This window comes from Bacillus sp. R86525, assembly GCF_042466195.1.
Classification (GTDB): Bacteria; Bacillota; Bacilli; order Bacillales; family Bacillaceae_G; genus Bacillus_A; species Bacillus_A nitratireducens.
In genome coordinates, this window is record NZ_JAXHPX010000007.1 from 1,431,261 (window position 1) to 1,452,136 (window position 20,876).

Sequence of the window (20,876 nt, forward strand, 5' to 3'; positions counted from 1 at the left end):
GAGGAATTCAGTAGAACAAGATATATGAAGTGAGTGAAGACTAGTGATGAACATACTACATTTTTTATTAGAGAATACTGTTTTCCAAAATGTATTACAAGATCTTCAGTTGAATGTCCTTTATATAGAAGATGGATGTACACATCAACAAACGATAGAAAACGTCCATCCAAAATGTATGTTTATAGCAAATAGTTTTGAAGAAGGAGAAATGTTGTTTCATAGAACTAGACCGCATATTGTAATTATGTATGTAACAGATTTTGCTCAAATAAAATATATAAAGAATATATATAATTCACAGAGCACATTCATTATTATTTGGGATCAACAGATAAACAATGAGTTTGCAGATTTACTACTGTTAGGAATACGTAATATTGTTATAGCACCAGTAACCCCACAAGTAGTACTAGAGGAAGTGAATAAGAGCTTATATCAGCTTTCTTTAGTGCGACAAGTAAGTTTACAACAAGAATTACTTCAAACGATGTTTGATTTTCAAAATGATTTATTATTTATAGTAGAAGATGATGAGATTGTTGATTGTAATACAAATTTTTTAGAGTTTTTCGGATATGATAATTTATTTACCTATCGTGAACAACATTTAGTGTTTGCAGAACATCTTATAAGAGAGACCGGATATTATTCGACGACTCACGATGTAACATGGCTGGATGATACTTTATCATATGGAAGAAGAATTAAGATGCACAATTATGAAGGTGAAGCTTCTACCTTTTTATTACGTGCGACACCATTACCAGAAGACTTATCGCGATTTATAGTAAAATGCACAGAGATTACAGAATTAGATGAAATCTATCAAGAGCAAGAAAGACTGGCTATGATAGATTCATTGACAGAAATATATAATCGTTTGAAATTCCAACAAATATTGGAGACAGAGTGGGAGAATGTAATACGTAATGATGAAAAAATAGCACTTATTTTGTTTGATATAGATAATTTTAAATCAGTAAATGACACATATGGTCATGATTTTGGCGATTTAGCATTAGTACAACTTGCAGATCTTATGAAATCTAAAGTTGAACATCAACATATATTTGCAAGGTGGGGAGGAGAAGAATTTATAATATTAGTGACAGATACGGTAGAAAAAGAAGCGTTTCAAGTTGCGGAATCGTTACGATTTTTCATTGAAACAAAGCAGTTCTCTGGAATTTCGAAATTAACAGCGAGTTTTGGAGTTGCGTTATATGAGCAAGGAATTACTAAAGAGGAATTAATGCAAAGAGCGGATATTGCATTATATGAAGCAAAAAAAAATGGGAAAAATCAAGTATGTATATATAGAAAGGAAAAAATGTGATTTTTCGCAACAAATTGTTGCGATTTTTTTTTATTGCCTGATAATAGAATATGGGGGACCACTCTTCACGAAGTAATTATGGAGGAACAATATGAAAAAAAAAATAATGATTATGGCTTCACTGTCTGCTGTAGTTTGCGGCGGAGTATACTATTTTCTCTATAGTCCCGATCTAAAGGAACAAGCAGTATTAACAACAAAGGTAACTCCCGCTATTGAGTCAGAGGTACAGGGTAATATAGAAGAAGTACAAAAAATTGATTATGCTAGTATATCTCAAAAATTAGATCAATATTTAGTAGGAAAGCAATTTAATGGGACAGTTTTGGTGACAGATAAAGAGCATGTTATATTGAATAAAGGATATGGATATGCTAATGTTCAAAATAAAATAGAAAATGCACCTCAAACAAAATATCGTATCGGTTCTATTACGAAAACAGTTGTTGCTACGTCCATTTTACAGTTGCAAGAACAAGGGAAGTTAAATATCCAAGATAATATAAATAAATACATTCCTTCATTTCCAGCAGATAAAAATATTACGTTATTTCACTTGTTAACGCATACATCTGGTTTACCGGAAAATGGGAAAGGAAAAGTTAATGTAGCTTCACGTATAAATTTAGTAACTTGGATTGGAAGTCAAAAATTAGAGTTTCCACCAGGAACAGGTTGGAAGTATACGGATTATAATTATATGGTACTCGCTTATATTATAGAAAATATAACGAAAAAGCCTTTAGGAGACTATATAAAAGAAAATATATTTACAAAGGCCGAGATGCATGAATCAGGTATGGGAAATATGGTACCTGGAGATAAAAACTTCACGCAGGGTTATGTGAAGAAAGATCAAGAGCTTGTACCAGCACAAAAATTAGGGATGGACTGGTTATATGGATCGGGTGAGATGTATACGACAGTAGGGGATATGAAAAAATTAGATGAAGCGATTATAAATGGAAAGCTTCTTTCTGAACAAAGTATACAAGCGATGTTTACACCTTCACAAGAAAGAAAATATGCATTTAGCTTTTACATATATCCAGATTATTTCCATAACCATGGTGTACTATCTGGGTGGAATACGTTTAATAATTTCAATAAAGAAAAAGGAACGTTTGTTATTTTATTCTCAAATGTGAAGAATGGTTTGGATGATGATTTTAATAAGGAATTTCGAAAGATGGTAAATGATTTATTAGAACAAAGGGGATGAGAAGATGGAAAATAAAAATTTATCAATAGGTTTCATTGGTATTGGTGTAATGGGAAAAAGTATGGTTAACCATTTAATGCAAAGTGGTTATAAAGTATATGTGTATAATAGAACGAAAGAAAAAGCGGATTCTTTAGTACAAGAGGGTGCGACTTGGTGTGATACACCGAAAGTGTTAGTAAAGCAAGTTGATGTTGTTATGACGATGGTTGGTTATCCTCATGATGTAGAAGAAGTGTACTTTGGGATAGATGGAATTTTAGAACATGCAAATGAAGGTACGATAGCAATTGATTTTACGACATCTACACCAACATTGGCAAAACGTATTAATGAAGCTGGAAAAAGTAAGAGTGTATATACGCTAGATGCACCTGTATCTGGAGGAGATGTTGGCGCTAAAGAAGCAAGACTCGCAATTATGGTCGGTGGAGAGAACGAAATATATGATAAATGTTTACCGTTATTTGAAAAGCTAGGAACAAATATTCAGCTGCAAGGACCAGCAGGGAGTGGACAACATACAAAAATGTGTAATCAAATTGCGATTGCTTCCAACATGATTGGAGTATGTGAAGCTGTTGCTTATGCGAAAAAGGCTGGACTTAATGCAGATAAAGTATTAGAGAGTATTTCGACAGGAGCAGCAGGTAGCTGGTCATTAAGTAATTTAGCTCCTCGAATGTTAAAAGGAGATTTTGAACCTGGTTTTTATGTAAAGCATTTTATGAAAGATATGAAGATTGCTTTAGATGAAGCTGAAAAACTACAATTACCAGTACCGGGTTTAACCTTAGCGAGGGAATTGTATGAAGAACTAATCGCAGATGGAGAAGAGAATAGCGGAACACAAGTATTATACAAAAAGTATATAAGGGGGTAAATGAGATGGATCTCCAAAAGTTTGATGAGATGATTGATGCTGTGCAGCAATCAACTTGTGTACAGATTAATGATAAGCAAAAAGAAGCATTTAAACAAAAATACGATTTTGAGCCAAGTTTCGAATATGGACGAGATGAGAAAGGGCATTATGTTATCCGAACTTCGAAAAAGATGTTAGAGGAAATGGAATTTTATTTGGCATTGAAATATGATCGAGATGGAATTGCCCTTTATATGCATGCTGAGATTGAAGGGACATGTCACGTATCCGTTAGCTATAGTGAAGATGCACTTCATTTGCAAGAATTGTTTCAATTTCTAGAAGAAAATAAATAAAAAGTCCTCATTTGAGGACTTTTTATTTATTTAGGCAGGCATAATATTTAAGTTGGATAATTTATAGGCTGGAAGCGCGGCGGCATCGTTCAATTGGGAATGGAATAACTTGTGCAGTGTGATTAGGACCAAACTGTTTCGCGCGAGCATGGCGTACTATATAAAATGCGCACAGGATAGCAACAGGAATAGCACCGTACAAACCAAAAAATAAAGCGCTTACACAAGATGCGACAAAACCTAAAACACCAACTTCTAATTCTTCCATAATAGCTCCTAAAATGACAGGAATAGCTCCACATGAAACTCCTAGTATAAGTGCGATAAGTAAACTCATGATTATCCCCCTCTGCTTGCAATATTCTTTTCCTTCTTATTAGTTGTAGTATATCATACGCAAAACAGAATTTTCAGAAAAAATCCAAAAAAAGTTCAATAAATGTTCAAAAAGTGTTCCGAAATATACTTGATAAAATGGAAGTGTGATTTGAATAAACGAAAGGGACAAATTATTTTAGTAAATAAAAAATCAGGCTTACTTCAATGTTATGAAATAAGCCTGTTCCATAGGAGGATGTATATATGTAGAGTGAATAAAAGATTGGAAAAGGGGTTCCAATCTTTTATTCAACTAGCTACCTTAATAAATTGGAACCCAACCTTCTGTTGTAACAAAAATACGAATAGCTACAACTTGGCGATCATCTTGTAAGGTAAAATAATGTCTTGCATTTTCAGGTACAGATATAAGATCACCAGGCTCAAGTTCAACGTCAAAGAATCGACCATCTTTTCCTTCAATAGCGAAGATGCCATGACCGCTGACAATAAAGCGAACTTCATCGTCAGTATGATGGTGTTCTTTTTGGAAATTAATTAATAATCCGTCAAGGTTAGGTGTGCTATTTGAAAGTGAAATTACATCATGAGCTTTATAACCTCGGCGCGCTGAAACATCAGCAATTTCTTTTGAAAACACAGCTAATATTTCAGCCTTGCTTTCATCTGCTAACGAATAATTTTCATTTAAATGAGTAGGAAGCTTAGAGATGTTCCATTTCTCATATAAAACGCCTTCCTCTTGTAGAAATTTAGATACTTCCACTTCATTTTCGATACGAGTATTTCCTTCATGAATACGAATTTGCGCCATTAGAAACGCCTCCTTGAATTGATAATAGTTTTATATGAAATTGGAATAAAAACTCATAAGCTTCTAATCTTTTCTTTGCATCAAAGCTATCTCGGCCCCATACGGTAATACCATGGTTACGGATTAATACTGCTCCCGAATCTCCTTGTATATGCTTTCGGAAGTTTTCTCCAAGCGTTGGGATATGGGCATGGTTTTCGATAATAGGAATGTTAATCGTTGCACCTTCTTCCCAAATATCGAGAGCTTTAATAATTTCTTGATTTTGAAGGGTGACTGCATTACTATATAAATTTGTGATGACATTATTATCAGTTGTATGAACATGAAGTACGCACCCGGCATTCGTATTGTTATAAATATGTGTATGCAATATTGTTTCTGCTGAAGGGCGTAATTCAGTCTCTAATACGGGAACCCCTAGATGATCTACTAATAGAAAATCATCGGGAGTAGTTTTTGTTTTATCTTTACCACTTGCTGTAATAAGAAAAGTGAGTGGCTCATGACTAACCTTTATAGAAATATTACCACTCGTTGCTGGAAACCAATTTCGTGTTGTTAATTCTTTTTTTATCTCGCTTAAGTCATACCATTGGCGAAAAAGTTGTTTCATGATTTCACCTCCAACAAATGTTTTAATTCAGTTTGAACATCATGAAATGTTTCAAAGGGTGTATAAGCAATATGATTCTCTTCACACTTTGTAATAAGGAAGTCGCGGGCAAATACTTTATCTGCTTGTTTTGCAGCTTGTAAATCAGTAATTGAATCTCCAATTACAATATGAAAATCATCTGTAGAGCTTAGTTTCCGAATTAATGATGATTTACAGAGACCACAACTATGCTGACATTGCTCGTCACAAGGGTGCGGCGATTTCACTTCAACAAATTCTCCTGAAAAGTCAGTTGCATTACAATAAATTTGTTCTTTAGGGATTATTTCCTGTAAGAGTGGATAGATGAAGAAATCCATTCCACCTGATATAACGTAAAAAGAAATGTTATTTTCATTAATAAATTGTATGAATTCATGAAAACCTGTACGGATTTCAGCAGTTTCTTGTAAAAACTGAATAATATCATCGTGTAGATTAATAGGTATTAATCGGAATAATTGAGAAACACCTTCTTGAATAGAAAGTTCTTGCGATAAAATTTTTTGCTTTATTTCCTCTGCTTCTGGTGGTGCGAACTTTTCCATAATGGACATAATGTTATCATTATTCGTAATCGTGCCATCGAAATCACAAAACACTTGAATACTCATAATTTCACCTCATGTGAGGGATTTCCCCATATTTGTAATGCGCTATGTAAATTCACTTCATCTACCTCATGGAGTGGTTTATTTTGTAAAGTAGCACCAATTGCAGTACGGAAAGCTTTACCGCCGCCCTGCGCCCCATTCGGATGTCCGTGTATCCCGCCGCCAGCATTAATAACAACATCTTTGCCAAAATCTCGTAGAATAAAGGGAACGAAACCAGGGTGAATACCAGCAGATGGAACAGCAAAACTTTTCTTGAAAAATGGATCGTCTTCAGTTAAATATTTTGAAATGTTGAGAGCTTCTTCTTTTTCTAACGCAACACTTCCGTATGGAGATGGGAATAATGAAAAGTCAGCCCCAGCATAGCGAAGTAGCTTTCCAAGTAATAATGGAGACGAGATTCCATATAACTTCGATGCGGAATAAGCACCACTTACAGCAGGGTGTGCCATAATGGGAACTGGGATTTCATCATCTTCTGCCAGTGATTGTAGTACATCTAGTCCGTAAGCAAATACGTTAAATAATAGAATATCAGCCCCAGCTTGCACTGCGCGTTTCGCATTTTCTTTTAAATCAAAAGTTCGTCCTGTTAAATTTACGGCATATAACGTTTTATGTCCGTATGTTTCATATACTGATTGTAAAACTTCTTTTCCAGATACAATGCGTCTCGTAAGTGGTGTTAATGTATTCTCAAATAATATTTCATCATCTTTTACTATATCTACACCACCACTTGCTTGATCGCGTAATTGCGTTTTCAAATACCCAATATTTCGTCCAATCATGCCTTTAAAAATACTCATTAAAAGGGGACGATCATGCACTTGTAAAAGATTTCGAATACCATCTATCCCGAATTTTGGACCAGGGAAATACTGTTTTAAGTCGTCTGAAAATGTTAAGTCAATTAATTTCACTTCGCCATCAAGTGATAGCTTTCCGAATGTAGTTGTTAAAATCGCTGGTAAATCTGGACTGAAGTTTAATAACGGATATTCGATTTTAATAATCCCGCGTTTTACTTTTTTACGTAAATACGAATTGGTATGTTCTTGTTCAGCTAATCCCTCAACATGGATGACGTTACCTTTATGCTGTTTTAGTTGCTCTTGCAATAAGTGTGGCAAATGAGTCCAAGAGCCAATTGTTAAACCGAGTGCAATTTGCTCAGCCTTTTTGTCTAAGTTATGTGAATCGTTATGGATTAAATACGTCGCTATAATTCCGCTCATTGTTATAACCTCCTAGTTAAATAAAAAAACCTCTCAGCTAAGGAGAGGTTTTTTTACAACCAGCTCCTTATCTGTCAGCGTAATGCTGCGAGAATTAGCACCGTGTCTACAATTGTAGATCGGTTGCCGGGCTTCGTCGGGCTCGTCCCTCCACCTGCTCTTGATAAGAAGTATTTAGAAATGTTTAAATTTTTAAGATAACTGAATTTTGTCAGATATTTTTCATGTTGTCAATGACTTTTTGAAAATTTTTAATTTATCAATTCGATTAATTGCTTCACGTAATCGTTCTTCTGTATGTAAGAGGCCAACACGGACATAGCCTTCACCGTGCTCACCAAATCCAACGCCAGGAGCAACTGCAACGTGTGCTTTTTCTAGTAAAATATTAGAAAATTGCTCAGATGTATAGCCTTCAGGTACAGGGAGCCAAGCAAAGAATGATCCTTTTGGAATATCAACATTCCAACCGATTGCATGACAAGCTTCTATAAGAGCATTTCTGCGAGATTCATAACTATTAACAAGTTCTACTACACAGGATTGCGAACTTAATAGCGCTTCGCGTGCTGCGTCTTGAACTGCACCGAAAATACTAACATACATATGATCTTGCAATAAGTTAATTGTTTCGATGACACTTTCATTCCCTACTGCAAAAGCAATACGCCATCCAGCCATATTGAAAGTTTTTGATAATGTATAAATTTCAATTCCTACATCTTTGGCACCATCTGCTTGCAAGAAACTAACAGGTTTTTGACCATCAAATCCAATAGCACCGTAAGCAAAATCGTGAACGACTAATATATTATGTTTATTAGCGAAGTGAATAGTCTTATCAAAAAATTCTTTTGATGCAGTAGCACCAGTAGGATTATTTGGGTAATTTAAAAACATTAGCTTTGCACGCTCAGCGATAGTGTCATCAATTTTCGTGTAATCCGGTAAAAAATTATTTTCTGCAATTAGCGGCATTGTTTCAAATTGTGCTTTTGCTAAAGCAACTCCTGATAAATAATCCGGATATCCTGGATCTGGAACGAGAATGGTATCGCCAGGGTTTGTAAAACAAATTGGTAATTCTACTAATCCGGCCTTTCCGCCAAACAAAATGGCAACTTCCGTTTTTGGATTTAATTCTACGCCGTATTCACGTTTATAGAATGTTGCCACAGCTTCCTTTAAACTTTCATGTCCGCGAAATGGCGGATATTTATGATGAATGGTCTTTTCTGCAGCATTTTGTAAAGCTTTTACGATATGCGGCGGTGTTGGTTGATCTGGATTACCTTGACCTAGATTAATAACATCGTGACCGGCTGCAACGACTTTGTTAACTTTTGCAACAAGTGAAGCGAAAAATTGTGTCGGCAATGATGTTACTATCTCAGAAGGTTGAAATAATTTCATACTTTCCACCTCTTTTGAAAGTTGTTACAATTCTAGTGACAAATGATATAATCTTTCCAGTATTTTGTAAAGAAAAAAATTAAGAATGGGGCTGACAAAATGAAAGTCGCATGTATTCAAATGGATATTGTCTTTGGAGATGTAGAAAAAAATATTGAAAATGCTAAAAATAAAATAAGTGAAGCGATGAAGGAAAGACCAGATGTTATTGTCTTACCAGAACTATGGACGACAGGATATGATTTAACGAGGCTTTCTGAAATTGCAGATACGGATGGATTAGAAACGAAAGAAAAGTTGAAAGAATGGTCGAAACAATATGGTGTACATATTGTTGGTGGTTCCATAGCGAAGCAAACAGAGCAAGGTGTCACAAATACAATGTATGTTGTAAATAATGAAGGTCAGCTAGTCAATGAATATAGTAAAGTGCATTTATTTCAGCTTATGGATGAACATAAATATTTAATCGCAGGAAATAGTACAGGCGAATTTAAGTTAGATGATATAGAGTGTGCTGGCACAATTTGTTATGATATTCGTTTTCCAGAGTGGATGCGCGTTCATACTGCTAAAGGTGCAAAAGTTTTATTTGTTGTAGCAGAATGGCCATTAGTTCGTTTAGCGCATTGGCGCTTGCTATTGCAAGCAAGAGCAGTTGAAAATCAGTGTTATGTTGTTGCATGTAATAGGGCAGGAAAGGATCCTAATAATGAGTTTGCCGGCCATTCTTTAATTGTGGATCCTTGGGGGGAAGTTGTAGTAGAGGCAAATGAAGAGGAATCAATTTTATTTGGAGAGCTTACATTCGAGAAGATTAAAGAGGTACGTAAAGGAATTCCAGTTTTTGCAGATCGACGTCCAGAATTATACAAATAAAATGTTGACAAGTGATTTTTATTCTTGGTATAGTCTTCAACATAAAGTTAAAAATTCTAAAAAATTATATAACTCTTATCAAGAGCAGGTGGAGGGATTTGGCCCGATGAAGCCCAGCAACCGACCGTAATACCATTGTGAAATGGGGCGTTTATGACGCCAAAAGGCACGGTGCTAATTCCAGCAGAAAGTAAAATTTCTGGCAGATAAGAGGGGAGAAGATAAACTTCAAACCTCTTTCTTAGTGGAAAGAGGTTTTTCTGCGTTGGAAAAACCTCTGAATTTAAAAAGGAGGAAAAGACGATGGGATATTATTCATTAACAGAAGTAACAGCTGTAAAATATGCGAAAGAACATGGATATTTTGAAAAGAAAGCGAATGTAGTTTGTCATGAAATCGGAGATGGAAATTTAAATTACGTGTTCAAATTAGATGATGGAGAGAAGTCTATTATAATAAAACAAGCGCTGCCATATGCGAAAGTCGTTGGTGAGAGCTGGCCACTGTCTATAAAAAGAGCGACGATTGAAAGTAAAGCATTACAAATTTTCGCAAAGTATGTGCCGGAATATGTGCCGGTAGTGTACAGTCATGATGAAGAGTTAGCAATAACAGTCATAGAAGATTTATCAAGGCTAACAATTACAAGAAAAGGATTAATAGATGGAGAAGGATATCCACTTTTATCCCAGCATATCGGTCGTTTTCTAGCACATGTTTTATTTTATACTTCAGATTTCGGTTTACAGTCAGAAGAGAAAAGGGTGCTAGAAGGTACATTTGTAAATCCAGACCTTAGTAAAATTACAGAAGATTTAGTTTTTACAGATCCGTTTGGACATTACGATACGAATGATTATGAGTCAGATTTACAGTCAGTAATTGATGAACTTTGGAGTGACAAAACTTTAAAACTAAAAGTAGCACAATATAAATATAAGTTTTTAACGAGAAAAGAAGCGCTTATTCATGGTGATTTACATACGGGTAGTATTTTTTCATCACCTGCTGAAACGAAAGTGATTGATCCAGAATTTGCAACGTACGGTCCATTTGGATTTGATATCGGTCAATTTATTGCAAATCTATTATTAAATGCTTTATCTAGAGAAGAAGAAGAGAGAAGTGTACTATTTTTCCATATAGAAAAGACATGGAGTTATTTTGTAGAAACTTTTACGAAGTTATGGATTGGAGAAGGTGTAGAAGCATATACGAAAGAAAAACAATGGTTACCAATTATTTTGCAAAATATCTTTACTGATGCCGTCGGGTTTGCCGGATGTGAACTGATTCGTAGAACAATTGGCCTAGCTCATGTAGCGGATTTAGATGAAATAGCAAATAAAGAAAAAAGAATTCAAGCTAAGAAGCAAGCGCTATACTTAGGAAAAGAACTAATAAAATATGAATCCAAGTGTGCTGATATTCAACTATTTCGAACGTTATTTCAACAGACCGTTGGAGGCGTAAAAGCATGAGTACAATTGTTACTGTTCCGAGGTCTGTCAGTTGGAAAGGTGATGCCATTGCAGTATTAAATCAAACAAAGTTGCCGCATAGCACAGAATACAAAACATTAACGACGATTGAAGAGGTATGGAAAAGTATTGTCATGCTAGAAGTACGAGGAGCACCTGCAATTGGAATTGTAGCTGCATTTGGCTTGGCGCTTGCATCAAAAAAATATAACACTTTACATATTGAAGAATTTCAAAAGAAGTTTAATAGAGATTGTAATTATTTGGGGACGTCACGCCCGACAGCAGTCAATTTATTTTGGGCAATCGATCGTATGAGAGAATCCATTCGAGAAATTACTAAAATAAAAGAAGCACAAAAAATATTAGAAGAAGAAGCGCTTCTCATTCAGCAAGAAGATGAAGCGGTATGCCGGAGTATTGGAGAACATGCATTAACATGCTTTAAAGACGGTGATAACATTTTAACAATTTGTAACGCTGGAAGTATTGCAACTGCTAGATATGGCACTGCATTAGCACCGTTTTATATTGGGAAAGAAAAAGGTGTACGTTTACATGCGTATGCGTGTGAAACGAGACCGGTTTTACAAGGCGGGCGTTTAACGACCTGGGAATTAAAACAGGCAAATATTGATGTAACACTTATTACCGATAATACGGCAGGTCATGCTATTCAAACGAAAGAAATAAACGCGATTATAGTAGGAGCGGACCGAATTGTCGCAAATGGAGATACAGCAAATAAAATCGGAACAATGAATTTAGCTATATTAGCAAAGTATTTCGGTATCCCATTTTACGTTGCAGCTCCGTTATCTACGTTTGATATTACGAAACAAACAGGTACAGAAATTGTTATTGAAGAAAGAGATGAAACAGAAGTTACGAAAATTTTTGGGAAACAAGTAGCACCACTTGGAACGCCTGTATTTAACCCTGCATTTGACGTAACACCGCATGAATTAATTACAGGGATTATTACTGAGAAAGGTATTTTACGTGGAGATTATAAGCGAGAAATTACATCATTATTTGAAAAAACAAGTTAATCACAAATAGCTTGTTTTTTTATGCCTAACAATCTCTTTTTCTCTTATTTATGTAATGAAGGGAGGAGAGAAAGATGGAAGAGTGGATCAGGATGATAGGTAATGTGGGGTTTCCAATTGTTGTAACGCTATATTTACTACATCGCATTGAAAGTAAATTAGACGGAGTGATTGTTGCAATTGAGAAACTCCCTAAACAATTACTAAAGTAGAAAGATCCTCGCGATAGAAAGTAAAGTAAAGTTTGCTCGCGAAGAGCAAACTTTATTTTTTTATTGAGCAGTATATCCACCATCGATAACAACAGCTTGACCAGTTATGCCTTTTGCTTTTTCACTTGCTAAAAACATAGCATAATCCGCAATTTCTTGTACTTGCAACAAGCGCTTTTGTGGTACGAGAGGATAAATAACATCTTCTAAAACATTTTCAAGTGGTACATTTCGCGTAGTTGCTAAGTCTTGTAGTTGATTTCGTACAAGAGGGGTATCAACATATCCAGGACAAAGAGCATTTACAGTAATTCCATGAGTTGCTCCCTCTAAAGCAGCCACTTTTGTTAATCCAATTACGCCATGTTTCGCACTATTATAAGCAGCTTTTCCAGCAAATCCGACAAGGCCATTAATGGAAGCGACATTAATAATCCGACCATACTTTTGTTTTTTCATAATCGGAAAGGCATGCTTAATTGCGATGAAAGGAGCGATTTGCATAATTTTGATTAGTAGCTCGAACTTTTCAGTTGGAAAATCTTCAATCGGTGAAACGTGTTGCATTCCTGCATTGTTAATTAATATATCTAATGAACCGAAATGATTAACTGTTTGAGAAATTGCTGCTGTAATTTCTACTTCGGATGTAACGTCACATTTTAAACCGATAGCCTGAAATCCTTCCTTTTGTAATTGTTCAGCAGCTTCTTTCGCACGCTCTTCAAGACGATCAGTAATAACAACTTTTGCGCCTTCTTTTGCAAAAGCACTCCCCATCTCATATCCAATACCACTCGCAGCACCTGTTAAAAAGACAACTCGATTTGTAACCATGATGAAAAGCACTCCTTCATAATAAAAGTTCTCTTATTGCTCTATTTAGAGAGGCAATAATGAAATTCCTGCAAACATTTGGAAAAATATCTTTAGCTATCTTGTTTTGCAAAATAGTCTCTGCTATACTACTTTGTAAAGCAAGATACTTACGCTTATCTATCTTGTAAAACAAGATAGTGGGAGGGTTTGAGTTATGTCGACAAGTCAAATGCTAAAAGGGATTTTAGAAGGTTGCTTACTTGCTATTATTTCTGAAGGTGAAATATACGGTTATGAAATGAGTGAAAAGCTAGCGAAGTATGGTTTCACAATGGCGAGTGAGGGAAGTATTTATCCGTTATTAATACGAATGCAAAAGGAAGGATTAATAACAAGTGTAATGAAGGAATCTCCATCTGGTCCAAAGCGAAAATATTATACATTAACAGAAAAAGGCGAGGAAGCACTGGATGAATTTATGGATCGCTGGGAAGCGATGCAAAGTAGTGTAGAGCGTCTACTTGAGGGGAAAGGGAGAAAAAATAATGCTATCAAGTGAAGCACGAAAGTTTTTATTAGATATGAGATTATTTTTGACCGCAAAGAGTGTGAAAGAAAGCGATATGGAAAGTTTTTTAGAAGATGCAGAGTTGCATTTAATAGAAGGTGAGAGTGACGGAAAAAGTATAGAAGAAATTTTTGGAAGCTCGCCGAAAGAATATGCCAATGAACTTGTAAAAGTGATGGAAAGAGATAGACAGGAAACGTGGAAGCAAATTGGTTTTACAGTAATGAATATCGTAGCATTTTGGATTATTGCTTCTATTGTAATAGTGAATAATGGAGTTTTACAGATTTCACTTATTCAGTGTATTGGCTATAGTTTTACATTGATTTTAGCTGTAATGGGTCCTAATTTTCTACTTCGTAAAATGACCTTTGTAACAAGCTTTACAAAAACGTGGTTTTCTATGTGGTCTTTAGTTATGATCGCTCCAATGTTTTTATTAGGAGCTGTTACGATATTAGATGTAATATATCCTACAAAGATGGTTACATTCACTCAAGTGCAAAGTTATATATTAGGTGGTGGGATTTTTATTATTACAGTAGCGATAAATATGTATTTTGAAGGATGGTTTAAAAACTTATATTTAATCATTCCGCTTTCTATTATGTTAGTGTTTAAAACATTTACATCAGAAGATCTCGTGCCAATGTTATTTCAAATTATATGTTTATACGGAAGTTTGTTTATTTTAATTTTCCTTGAAATTATGATGAAGACGAATAGAAAAGAAACGGTTAAATGAGGGAGGGATAAAAGTGTTATCGAATGAAGGACAAAAATTTTTAGATGATACCCAAGGGTATTTACGAACCAAGGGCATTAGAGAAACTGATATTATTTCCTTTATAGAAGATGCGGAACTACATTTAATAGAAGGTGAGAAGAAGGGAAAGACGGTAAGTGATATATTCGGTCATGCTCCAAAAGAATATGCTAATCAACTTGCGAAAGAGATGGATATAGATAGAAAAGGTAATTATAAATTATTGCTTTACCTTATTGTAAATTTATTGGCTTTCACGATGATGAAGAGTGTATTCTTTAGTGAAGCCGATCATCGCTTATCTTATTCTTTAATTGAATTAATCGGATATCCAATTATGATTTTTGCAGGAATTACTGTATTAATATGGGGAATGAGAACAGCAGCATTTAAGCGTAAAAGAACTGAATTTTTAATTATGTATATATCAGGTGCGATATGGTTTTTATCAATTTTTAGTATTGCATTATTAAATAATTTTTATGGAACTACATTTATTAAATTTACTGTTATAGAAAGCTTCACTCTTGTTGGTGTAGTAGCTCTTTTAGCGGCTATAATAAATATTAAATTTGGTGGTTGGTTTACTTTGTCATATTTACTAGTTCCAATTGTATTAGAATATGCATTTGGAATGATAGGTGTATCAAGTGTTATTGGAATGTATGTACAACAAATAATTCTTTTCATTGTTATTTATATACTTTTAAAAATTCATATCAAATTAGAAAAAAGAGAAGTATACGAATAAGCAAGAGGGACAGTTATTTATATATGAGGGATTTGATTTCTAAGATCAACTATACTGTTTTCACCAAAAGAAATACATGAGGACTATTTTAAGATTTTATTAGGTGATAAGCTAGAATCTATCTTTTTAGATTAATAGGAAAGTGGCTGCTCTGGATATACAATAAATTATTTCCAAAGAAATACTATATATTGATTTTTAGAGGGATTATGCTTAGGGTATAGTGTATCCTTTGCAGCCGGGCTTTGGTTTATTGATTGGAATAAGTTGTTTTAAACAGTAACAAGATTGTTACTGTTTTTTTCTTTGTAATAAAGTACTTTGTAAGGAGAGTTCCTTTTGTTCGTTCGTTAATAAGGAATGAATATGAACGTTTTCTGGGCGGGGGACTATAGGGTACATAAGATTTGATGGAGAAGGATGGTGCTCCGATCCAGTTGGAGAATGAGGATCTGCGTGCGTAAGTTTTCCGTGAATCCGTCTTGTAAATAAAATATGACCAATTTCGTGAGCGAGGGTGTATATATTTTTCGTTGGAGCAGCTGAGTTTGTTAAAACGACGTAACCAGTAAGCTGTTGTTGTTTTGCTAAAGAATAAGCGCAGGCAATTACTGCTGTTTCTTTAAAATAATCACTGCCAATATAACAAATATAAAGATCACATTCTGGAGCTTCATTTACACACGTTTGGAAAAAGGATGCTAATTTTTCCTGACTTTGAATGGAACTTTTATAACTAATCTCACGGTCAGAAAAACGGAAAAGCTCATTTAACACAATTACTTCTTGAATTTGAAATGTAATGGGATGCCAAATTGATTCTGCAACTGCTAAATCTTTTGCGATGCGGTCGTCAGAAATATTAGCGCCTGGCGTAATGCAAATACATATATTGACGTATGGATCCATAAGGAACACCTCAAATGAAAAAATTCTTCCTATAATATATGTGGGGAAAAGATGCTATGTATGGATAAACGCCTTGTTTATTACATGAAAATATTGACTATAAGTCGAAAAAATTTCATAGTTCTATAACGTAGTGTGGTCATCTTTTTGATATAGTAAAGGAAAGGGGGAGAATATATGTATACATTAAAAATCGTTTCAGACAGAGAAGCACTTTATCAATTTGCGAGTTACGTAAGAGTTGTGCAAGGGGTTGAAGATGTATATGTAGAGGTGGGAGAACCTTTATATGAACATCCATTAATGAAATTTTATGTACATATTACAATTGAAGAAACATATGATCAACATAAAGCGTTACAAGAAATAGCTAGATTAGTAGAATTAGGGCGTTTTACATACGTTCATTATAGCAATGAGGAAATTGAAGAAGCTTTTGAAGCTGTAAAATACGAAAGCTTTAAGAAATAAAGTGAAACTTTAATCAGTGGGGGTCTTCATCCCACGCTGATTATTAGTTGAACCAATCGGGCTTTTATGGGCAGTTGATTCCCCACCTAACTTCTTTACTTTCGCTGAATTTTGAGGTAGGGGTCTTACTGCCCGCAAATAGCGGGATAACGGTGAAAAAAGGAAGCGAAAGCTTTCTTTTTTTCTTAAAATTTACATCAACAAAATGAGAAAAATTTTGTTATGATAAGGGAGGGTGAGGAAAGGAGAGTTTACATATTGGGGTATATTGAAGAGTTACGCAAAGTAGTTGGTACGAGACCACTTATTTTAGTAGGGTCAGCAATTATTATATTAAATGATAATCAAGAAGTATTGCTTCAATATCGTTCAGATACATATGATTGGGGTGTGCCTGGCGGGGCAATGGAATTGGGAGAAACGACAGAAGAAACTGCTCGTAGAGAATTATTCGAGGAGACGGGGCTAAGTGCAAAAATAATGCAATTTCTTGGGGTTCTTTCGGGAAAAGAAGTGTACTTCCAATATCCAAATGGAGATGAAATTTTTAATGTAATTCATCTGTATCAGGGTCATCATGTGAGTGGGGAAGTTAAGCTTGATCATGAAGGATTACAGCTTCAATATTTTCCGGTAGATAAGTTACCGAATTTGAATAAAACAACAGAGAAGATTTTACAAAAATTCCTATACGCATTAACAGAATAGAAGGTTAATTCCTTCTATTTTTATTATATTTAATATTTTGATTTTTTAGTATGTTTATAGTATGATAATTGTAGACATACATCTTATGGAATTTCACCTAAAAACTGACTAGGATACATAAGAGAGGGGCAAGTACAAAATGCATAATGTTGTTATTACAGCTGCAGTTCGTTCACCAATCGGAACTTTTGGGGGAGCGCTAAAAAATGTAACGCCAGTAGAATTAGCTGTTCCTGTACTTCAGGAAGCTGTAAAACGAGGCGGGGTAGAACCACATGAAGTTGACGAAGTAATTTTAGGTCATTGTATTCAAAGAACTGATGAAGCAAATACGGCGAGAACGGCTGCATTAGCGGCGGGGTTTCCTGACACAGTTACGGGGTATACAATCCAACGCCAATGTTCTTCAGGTATGCAAGCAATTATGTCAGCTGCAATGCAAATTCAATTAGGTGTGAGTGATGTTGTTATTGCAGGTGGAGTAGAAGCGATGAGTTCGAGCCCTTATGCATTGAAACAGCACCGCTGGGGACAACGTCTACAGCACGGAGAAATTCGTGACACGGTGTGGGAAGTGCTAGAAGATCCGATTCATCATATTATGATGGGTGAAACAGCGGAAAATTTAGTTGAACAATATGAAATTACAAGAGAGGAACAAGATGAAGTTGCGCTTCGCAGTCATACATTGGCACTGCAAGCAATCGAGTCTGGATACTTTGACGATCAAATTGTTCCTATTACAATAAAAGAGCGTAGAAAAGAAATTGTATTTTCGAAGGATGAACATCCACGTGCAGATATTACAGCGGAAAAATTAGCTGGATTAAAACCAGCTTTCCGTAAAGATGGATCGGTAACGGCAGGAAATGCATCTGGTCTTAATGACGGAAGTGCAGTTCTAGTATTAATGAGTGAAGAAAAAGCGAAAGAAAAAGGCTTACAACCGTTAGCTAGAATTGTTGGATATTCAGTAGCTGGGGTAGATCCTAAAATTATGGGAATTGGACCAGCACCAGCAATTCGTAAAGGATTAGAAAAAGTAGATTGGTCATTAGAAGATGCTGATTTACTTGAAATTAATGAAGCTTTCGCTGCACAATATTTAGCTGTAGAGAAAGAATTAGGTCTGGATCGTGAAAAAGTGAATGTAAACGGTAGTGGTGTAGGACTTGGACATCCAATCGGTTGTACAGGAGCTCGTATTACGGTAAGTTTAATTCATGAATTGAAAAGACGCGGGCTAGAAAAAGGAATTGCCTCTCTATGCGTCGGTGGCGGTATTGGGGTAGCATTATTTATAGAAGCACTATAAAAAAGAAGCAGCAATCGCTGCTTCTTTTTTTTTAAGAATCAAATAAATGATGAAATAATCGATCACGATTTTCAAAGAAAAGTTTCGTCGTTTGGTAATGCTCAGTTTCTTCTAATGTGGATTCGTGAATCCCTTCTTGTGTTAAAGAGTATATAGTGGATTCAGGGTAAGCCATTAAAATAGGAGAATGCGTCGCGATAACAAATTGCGAACCTTGTTCCGCTAGTTCGTGCATTCGAATGAGCATGGAAAGTTGTCTCATTGGTGATAGAGCGGCCTCAGGCTCATCTAAAATGTATAAACCTTGTTCTGAAAAACGATTCATAAATAAGGAGAAAAATGATTCACCATGGGATTGCTCATGAAGTGAAACACCTCCATAAGATTTTATAGCATCTATTTCATCAATATAAGAAGCAACGTTATAAAATGATTCAGCACGAAGAAAGAAGCCGTCGTTTGGTGTATTGAAACTTTTTGAAATTCGAAGATATTCATGTAAAGATGAATGTGAATCATTTGTGCTAAAACGGAAATTCTTCGTTCCACCTTCTGCATTAAAACCTAAAGCAACTGCAATTGCTTCGAGTAATGTTGATTTACCCGTTCCGTTTTCTCCAATAATGAATGTTACATTTGGGTGGAAAGCGAGTGATTGTAATGATCGGATAGCGGGTAGACAGTAAGGATAGGCAGAAAAACTAGGGATATTTTCTTTTTTTAATGTGACATTTTTTAAAAAGGGTACGTCAATCAATATATAAACCTCAATTCATAACGGATTTTGATTCTAAAAAAGCAGCAAATACAAGGGGAAGACAATTTGTTAATAGTATTGTATATTGAAGTGCGCCAAGGCCTTCCCAACCGAAAGTCATTCTCTTTCACATGAAAATAAAAAGAACGTTTATAAAACCAATGAGAGCAGGCATATATTTAATACTTTTATAGTGCTTCCATATAAAAAATCTGATGTAAGTACTTAAAAACAAGATAAACAGAATAAGAAAAAAGACAAGTGCTAATGACACGTGAATCCCTCCTTATTTTCTGAATATTTCATGTGGATTATATCATTTAAACTATCATATTCCAATGTGAAAATAAATATTGCATGGAGATTATTCATGTCGTTATGATAGTATGTATTCTATTGAAATTATGAAAAGGAGTTAAAACATGCGAACATCCAGCAGCTGTTCTTCCTTTTGTGAAAAAGCGTTCTCAATATATTTCAGTAACGGCTCTTATATTAGGGAGTATGGCGCCTGATTTTGAATATTTTTTACACTTTAGACCGTATGGTGTCATTGGCCATACATGGCTTGGGTTCTTATATTTAAATTTACCGCTTGTATTTCTACTCGCATACATATATCATCACATTTTAAAAAAGCCGTTTATAACACATTTACCTAAACCATTTGCTGGCTACTATACATATGCAGTAGATGAGAGGTGGGGGCTTTATACTTGGAAAGATTTTTTTGTATTTTGCTATTCTGCTTTATTTGGTATGCTCACGCATGTCGTTTGGGATGCGTTTACTCATCATACAGGCTACTTCGTTATGAAAATACCATTGTTACAAAGAGAATTACATAGTATTCCAGTGTATAAATTTATGCAACACGGGAGTACATGTATTGGTTTATTATTACTATTATACGTACTATGGAAGTATAAAGATGAAACAGGGAAAGATATTATGATAGCTTCAGAAAAAAGGAAGTATTGGGTTTCGGCAATCATTGTCGCAGCTCTAGTATTTATCGTTCACGCGTTTGTAGATCCCTATTTTCATATTTTCCAAATAGGGGGTATAATAGTATCTGGACTGACAAGTTCGTTTTGTGGACTTCTCATTGTTTCTATGGTTTACAAAGCAAGGGACTAATTTATCCCGCGTTAACGGGCAGTAAGACTCCCACCTCAAAATTCGGCTGGAGCGAAGAAGTTAGGTGGGAGATCAACTGCCCGTAAAAGCCCGATTGGTTCAACTAATAATCAGTGGGGATGGACAAAAACCCCACTGATTAAAGTTTCACTTTATATTAATGAATGATAGTGTTAGGAGAAATTA

At 35.1% G+C, this 20,876-nt stretch carries 23 protein-coding genes, 3 pseudogenes and 2 riboswitches; of the genes and pseudogenes, 16 read left to right on the top strand and 10 right to left on the bottom strand.

Translation table 11 applies throughout. The annotated features are described in order from the left end of the window. Positions 1–46: 46 nt before the first annotated feature. The 4 genes from SJY24_RS10045 to SJY24_RS10060 all read left to right on the top strand — a co-directional run bounded on the left by SJY24_RS10045 (position 47) and on the right by SJY24_RS10060 (position 3,782). Positions 47–1,339, top strand: a complete 1,293-nt coding sequence (locus SJY24_RS10045) for a GGDEF domain-containing protein (RefSeq protein ID WP_377864544.1) — start codon at positions 47–49, stop codon at positions 1,337–1,339. Between the two features lie 91 nt (positions 1,340–1,430). Continuing rightward, positions 1,431–2,561, top strand: a complete 1,131-nt coding sequence (locus tag SJY24_RS10050; RefSeq protein ID WP_377864545.1) for a serine hydrolase domain-containing protein — start codon at positions 1,431–1,433, stop codon at positions 2,559–2,561. Positions 2,562–2,565: 4 nt separating this feature from the next. Further along, complete coding sequence (locus tag SJY24_RS10055; RefSeq protein WP_144504333.1) at positions 2,566–3,444, top strand: NAD(P)-dependent oxidoreductase; 879 nt, start codon at positions 2,566–2,568, stop codon at positions 3,442–3,444. Between the two features lie 5 nt (positions 3,445–3,449). Further along, positions 3,450–3,782 (top strand): DUF3909 family protein, encoded by a 333-nt coding sequence (locus SJY24_RS10060; RefSeq protein ID WP_000365603.1) that lies wholly within the window; start codon positions 3,450–3,452, stop codon positions 3,780–3,782. Positions 3,783–3,843: 61 nt separating this feature from the next. Here SJY24_RS10060 and SJY24_RS10065 read toward each other — a convergent pair whose 3' ends face one another. From SJY24_RS10065 to SJY24_RS10090, 6 genes are all read right to left on the bottom strand, one after another. Next, the gene (locus tag SJY24_RS10065) at positions 3,844–4,119 is read right to left on the bottom strand and encodes a hypothetical protein (RefSeq protein WP_000054656.1); all 276 of its coding nucleotides are present in this window, start codon (positions 4,117–4,119) and stop codon (positions 3,844–3,846) included. A gap of 303 nt (positions 4,120–4,422) precedes the next feature. After that, positions 4,423–4,935, bottom strand: a complete 513-nt coding sequence (locus SJY24_RS10070) for a 1,2-dihydroxy-3-keto-5-methylthiopentene dioxygenase (protein WP_377864546.1) — start codon at positions 4,933–4,935, stop codon at positions 4,423–4,425. Then, a complete protein-coding gene (locus tag SJY24_RS10075) occupies positions 4,913–5,551 on the bottom strand; it encodes a methylthioribulose 1-phosphate dehydratase (RefSeq protein ID WP_377864548.1) in 639 nt (212 codons plus the stop codon). The genes SJY24_RS10070 and SJY24_RS10075 overlap by 23 nt, the downstream gene beginning before the upstream one ends. After that, on the bottom strand, positions 5,548–6,207 hold the full coding sequence (locus tag SJY24_RS10080) for a 2-hydroxy-3-keto-5-methylthiopentenyl-1-phosphate phosphatase (protein ID WP_377864549.1): 660 nt from the start codon (positions 6,205–6,207) through the stop codon (positions 5,548–5,550). Before SJY24_RS10080 ends, SJY24_RS10075 begins: the two co-directional genes overlap by 4 nt. Beyond that, entirely contained in the window at positions 6,204–7,448 is a 1,245-nt protein-coding gene (gene mtnW / locus SJY24_RS10085; protein WP_377864550.1) for a 2,3-diketo-5-methylthiopentyl-1-phosphate enolase, read from the bottom strand. Before mtnW ends, SJY24_RS10080 begins: the two co-directional genes overlap by 4 nt. A gap of 64 nt (positions 7,449–7,512) precedes the next feature. Next, positions 7,513–7,618, bottom strand: a riboswitch (SAM riboswitch). A gap of 52 nt (positions 7,619–7,670) precedes the next feature. After that, entirely contained in the window at positions 7,671–8,861 is a 1,191-nt protein-coding gene (locus SJY24_RS10090) for a pyridoxal phosphate-dependent aminotransferase (protein ID WP_377864551.1), read from the bottom strand. Positions 8,862–8,960: 99 nt separating this feature from the next. Between SJY24_RS10090 and SJY24_RS10095 the strand changes: the two genes are divergently transcribed. The 4 genes from SJY24_RS10095 to SJY24_RS10110 all read left to right on the top strand — a co-directional run bounded on the left by SJY24_RS10095 (position 8,961) and on the right by SJY24_RS10110 (position 12,486). Then, the gene (locus SJY24_RS10095; RefSeq protein WP_377864552.1) at positions 8,961–9,740 is read left to right on the top strand and encodes a carbon-nitrogen family hydrolase; all 780 of its coding nucleotides are present in this window, start codon (positions 8,961–8,963) and stop codon (positions 9,738–9,740) included. 72 nt (positions 9,741–9,812) lie between these two features. Beyond that, positions 9,813–9,953, top strand: a riboswitch (SAM riboswitch). 90 nt (positions 9,954–10,043) lie between these two features. Beyond that, complete coding sequence (mtnK, locus tag SJY24_RS10100) at positions 10,044–11,222, top strand: S-methyl-5-thioribose kinase (protein WP_377864553.1); 1,179 nt, start codon at positions 10,044–10,046, stop codon at positions 11,220–11,222. Continuing rightward, positions 11,219–12,274, top strand: coding sequence for an S-methyl-5-thioribose-1-phosphate isomerase (gene mtnA, locus SJY24_RS10105; RefSeq protein WP_377864554.1), 1,056 nt, complete (start codon positions 11,219–11,221; stop codon positions 12,272–12,274). The genes mtnK and mtnA overlap by 4 nt, the downstream gene beginning before the upstream one ends. A gap of 74 nt (positions 12,275–12,348) precedes the next feature. Continuing rightward, complete coding sequence (locus tag SJY24_RS10110) at positions 12,349–12,486, top strand: YvrJ family protein (RefSeq protein ID WP_000393342.1); 138 nt, start codon at positions 12,349–12,351, stop codon at positions 12,484–12,486. Positions 12,487–12,546: 60 nt separating this feature from the next. Here the strand turns inward: SJY24_RS10110 and SJY24_RS10115 are convergent, their stop codons facing one another. Next, positions 12,547–13,323: a 3-hydroxybutyrate dehydrogenase gene (locus tag SJY24_RS10115; RefSeq protein WP_377864555.1), complete on the bottom strand. Its 777-nt coding sequence runs from the start codon at positions 13,321–13,323 to the stop codon at positions 12,547–12,549. Between the two features lie 196 nt (positions 13,324–13,519). Between SJY24_RS10115 and SJY24_RS10120 the strand changes: the two genes are divergently transcribed. From SJY24_RS10120 to SJY24_RS10135, 4 genes and pseudogenes are all read left to right on the top strand, one after another. After that, positions 13,520–13,864, top strand: coding sequence for a PadR family transcriptional regulator (locus tag SJY24_RS10120; protein ID WP_166688087.1), 345 nt, complete (start codon positions 13,520–13,522; stop codon positions 13,862–13,864). Further along, complete coding sequence (locus tag SJY24_RS10125) at positions 13,851–14,618, top strand: DUF1129 domain-containing protein (RefSeq protein ID WP_377864556.1); 768 nt, start codon at positions 13,851–13,853, stop codon at positions 14,616–14,618. The genes SJY24_RS10120 and SJY24_RS10125 overlap by 14 nt, the downstream gene beginning before the upstream one ends. A 13-nt stretch (positions 14,619–14,631) precedes the next feature. Then, positions 14,632–15,390: a DUF1129 domain-containing protein gene (locus SJY24_RS10130; protein WP_377864557.1), complete on the top strand. Its 759-nt coding sequence runs from the start codon at positions 14,632–14,634 to the stop codon at positions 15,388–15,390. Between the two features lie 51 nt (positions 15,391–15,441). Next, positions 15,442–15,666: pseudogene (locus SJY24_RS10135) on the top strand (DNA-binding protein). 15 nt (positions 15,667–15,681) lie between these two features. On the opposite strand, the gene SJY24_RS10140 reads toward SJY24_RS10135, so the two are convergent. After that, the gene (locus SJY24_RS10140; RefSeq protein ID WP_377864558.1) at positions 15,682–16,299 is read right to left on the bottom strand and encodes an ImmA/IrrE family metallo-endopeptidase; all 618 of its coding nucleotides are present in this window, start codon (positions 16,297–16,299) and stop codon (positions 15,682–15,684) included. A gap of 177 nt (positions 16,300–16,476) precedes the next feature. Here SJY24_RS10140 and SJY24_RS10145 point away from each other — a divergent pair, with 177 nt between their 5' ends. The 3 genes from SJY24_RS10145 to SJY24_RS10155 all read left to right on the top strand — a co-directional run bounded on the left by SJY24_RS10145 (position 16,477) and on the right by SJY24_RS10155 (position 18,793). Further along, positions 16,477–16,770, top strand: a complete 294-nt coding sequence (locus SJY24_RS10145; RefSeq protein ID WP_000288333.1) for a DUF3928 family protein — start codon at positions 16,477–16,479, stop codon at positions 16,768–16,770. Positions 16,771–17,028: 258 nt separating this feature from the next. Continuing rightward, positions 17,029–17,478: an NUDIX hydrolase gene (locus tag SJY24_RS10150; protein ID WP_141533248.1), complete on the top strand. Its 450-nt coding sequence runs from the start codon at positions 17,029–17,031 to the stop codon at positions 17,476–17,478. A 139-nt stretch (positions 17,479–17,617) separates the two neighbouring features. Then, positions 17,618–18,793, top strand: coding sequence for an acetyl-CoA C-acetyltransferase (locus SJY24_RS10155; protein ID WP_377864559.1), 1,176 nt, complete (start codon positions 17,618–17,620; stop codon positions 18,791–18,793). Between the two features lie 31 nt (positions 18,794–18,824). Here the strand turns inward: SJY24_RS10155 and SJY24_RS10160 are convergent, their stop codons facing one another. Further along, entirely contained in the window at positions 18,825–19,550 is a 726-nt protein-coding gene (locus SJY24_RS10160; protein WP_377864560.1) for an AAA family ATPase, read from the bottom strand. A gap of 10 nt (positions 19,551–19,560) precedes the next feature. After that, positions 19,561–19,824, bottom strand: a pseudogene (locus SJY24_RS10165) (hypothetical protein). A gap of 146 nt (positions 19,825–19,970) precedes the next feature. Here SJY24_RS10165 and SJY24_RS10170 point away from each other — a divergent pair. Next, a pseudogene (locus tag SJY24_RS10170) lies at positions 19,971–20,690 on the top strand (DUF4184 family protein); the annotation flags it as partial. Between the last annotated feature and the right edge of the window lie 186 nt (positions 20,691–20,876).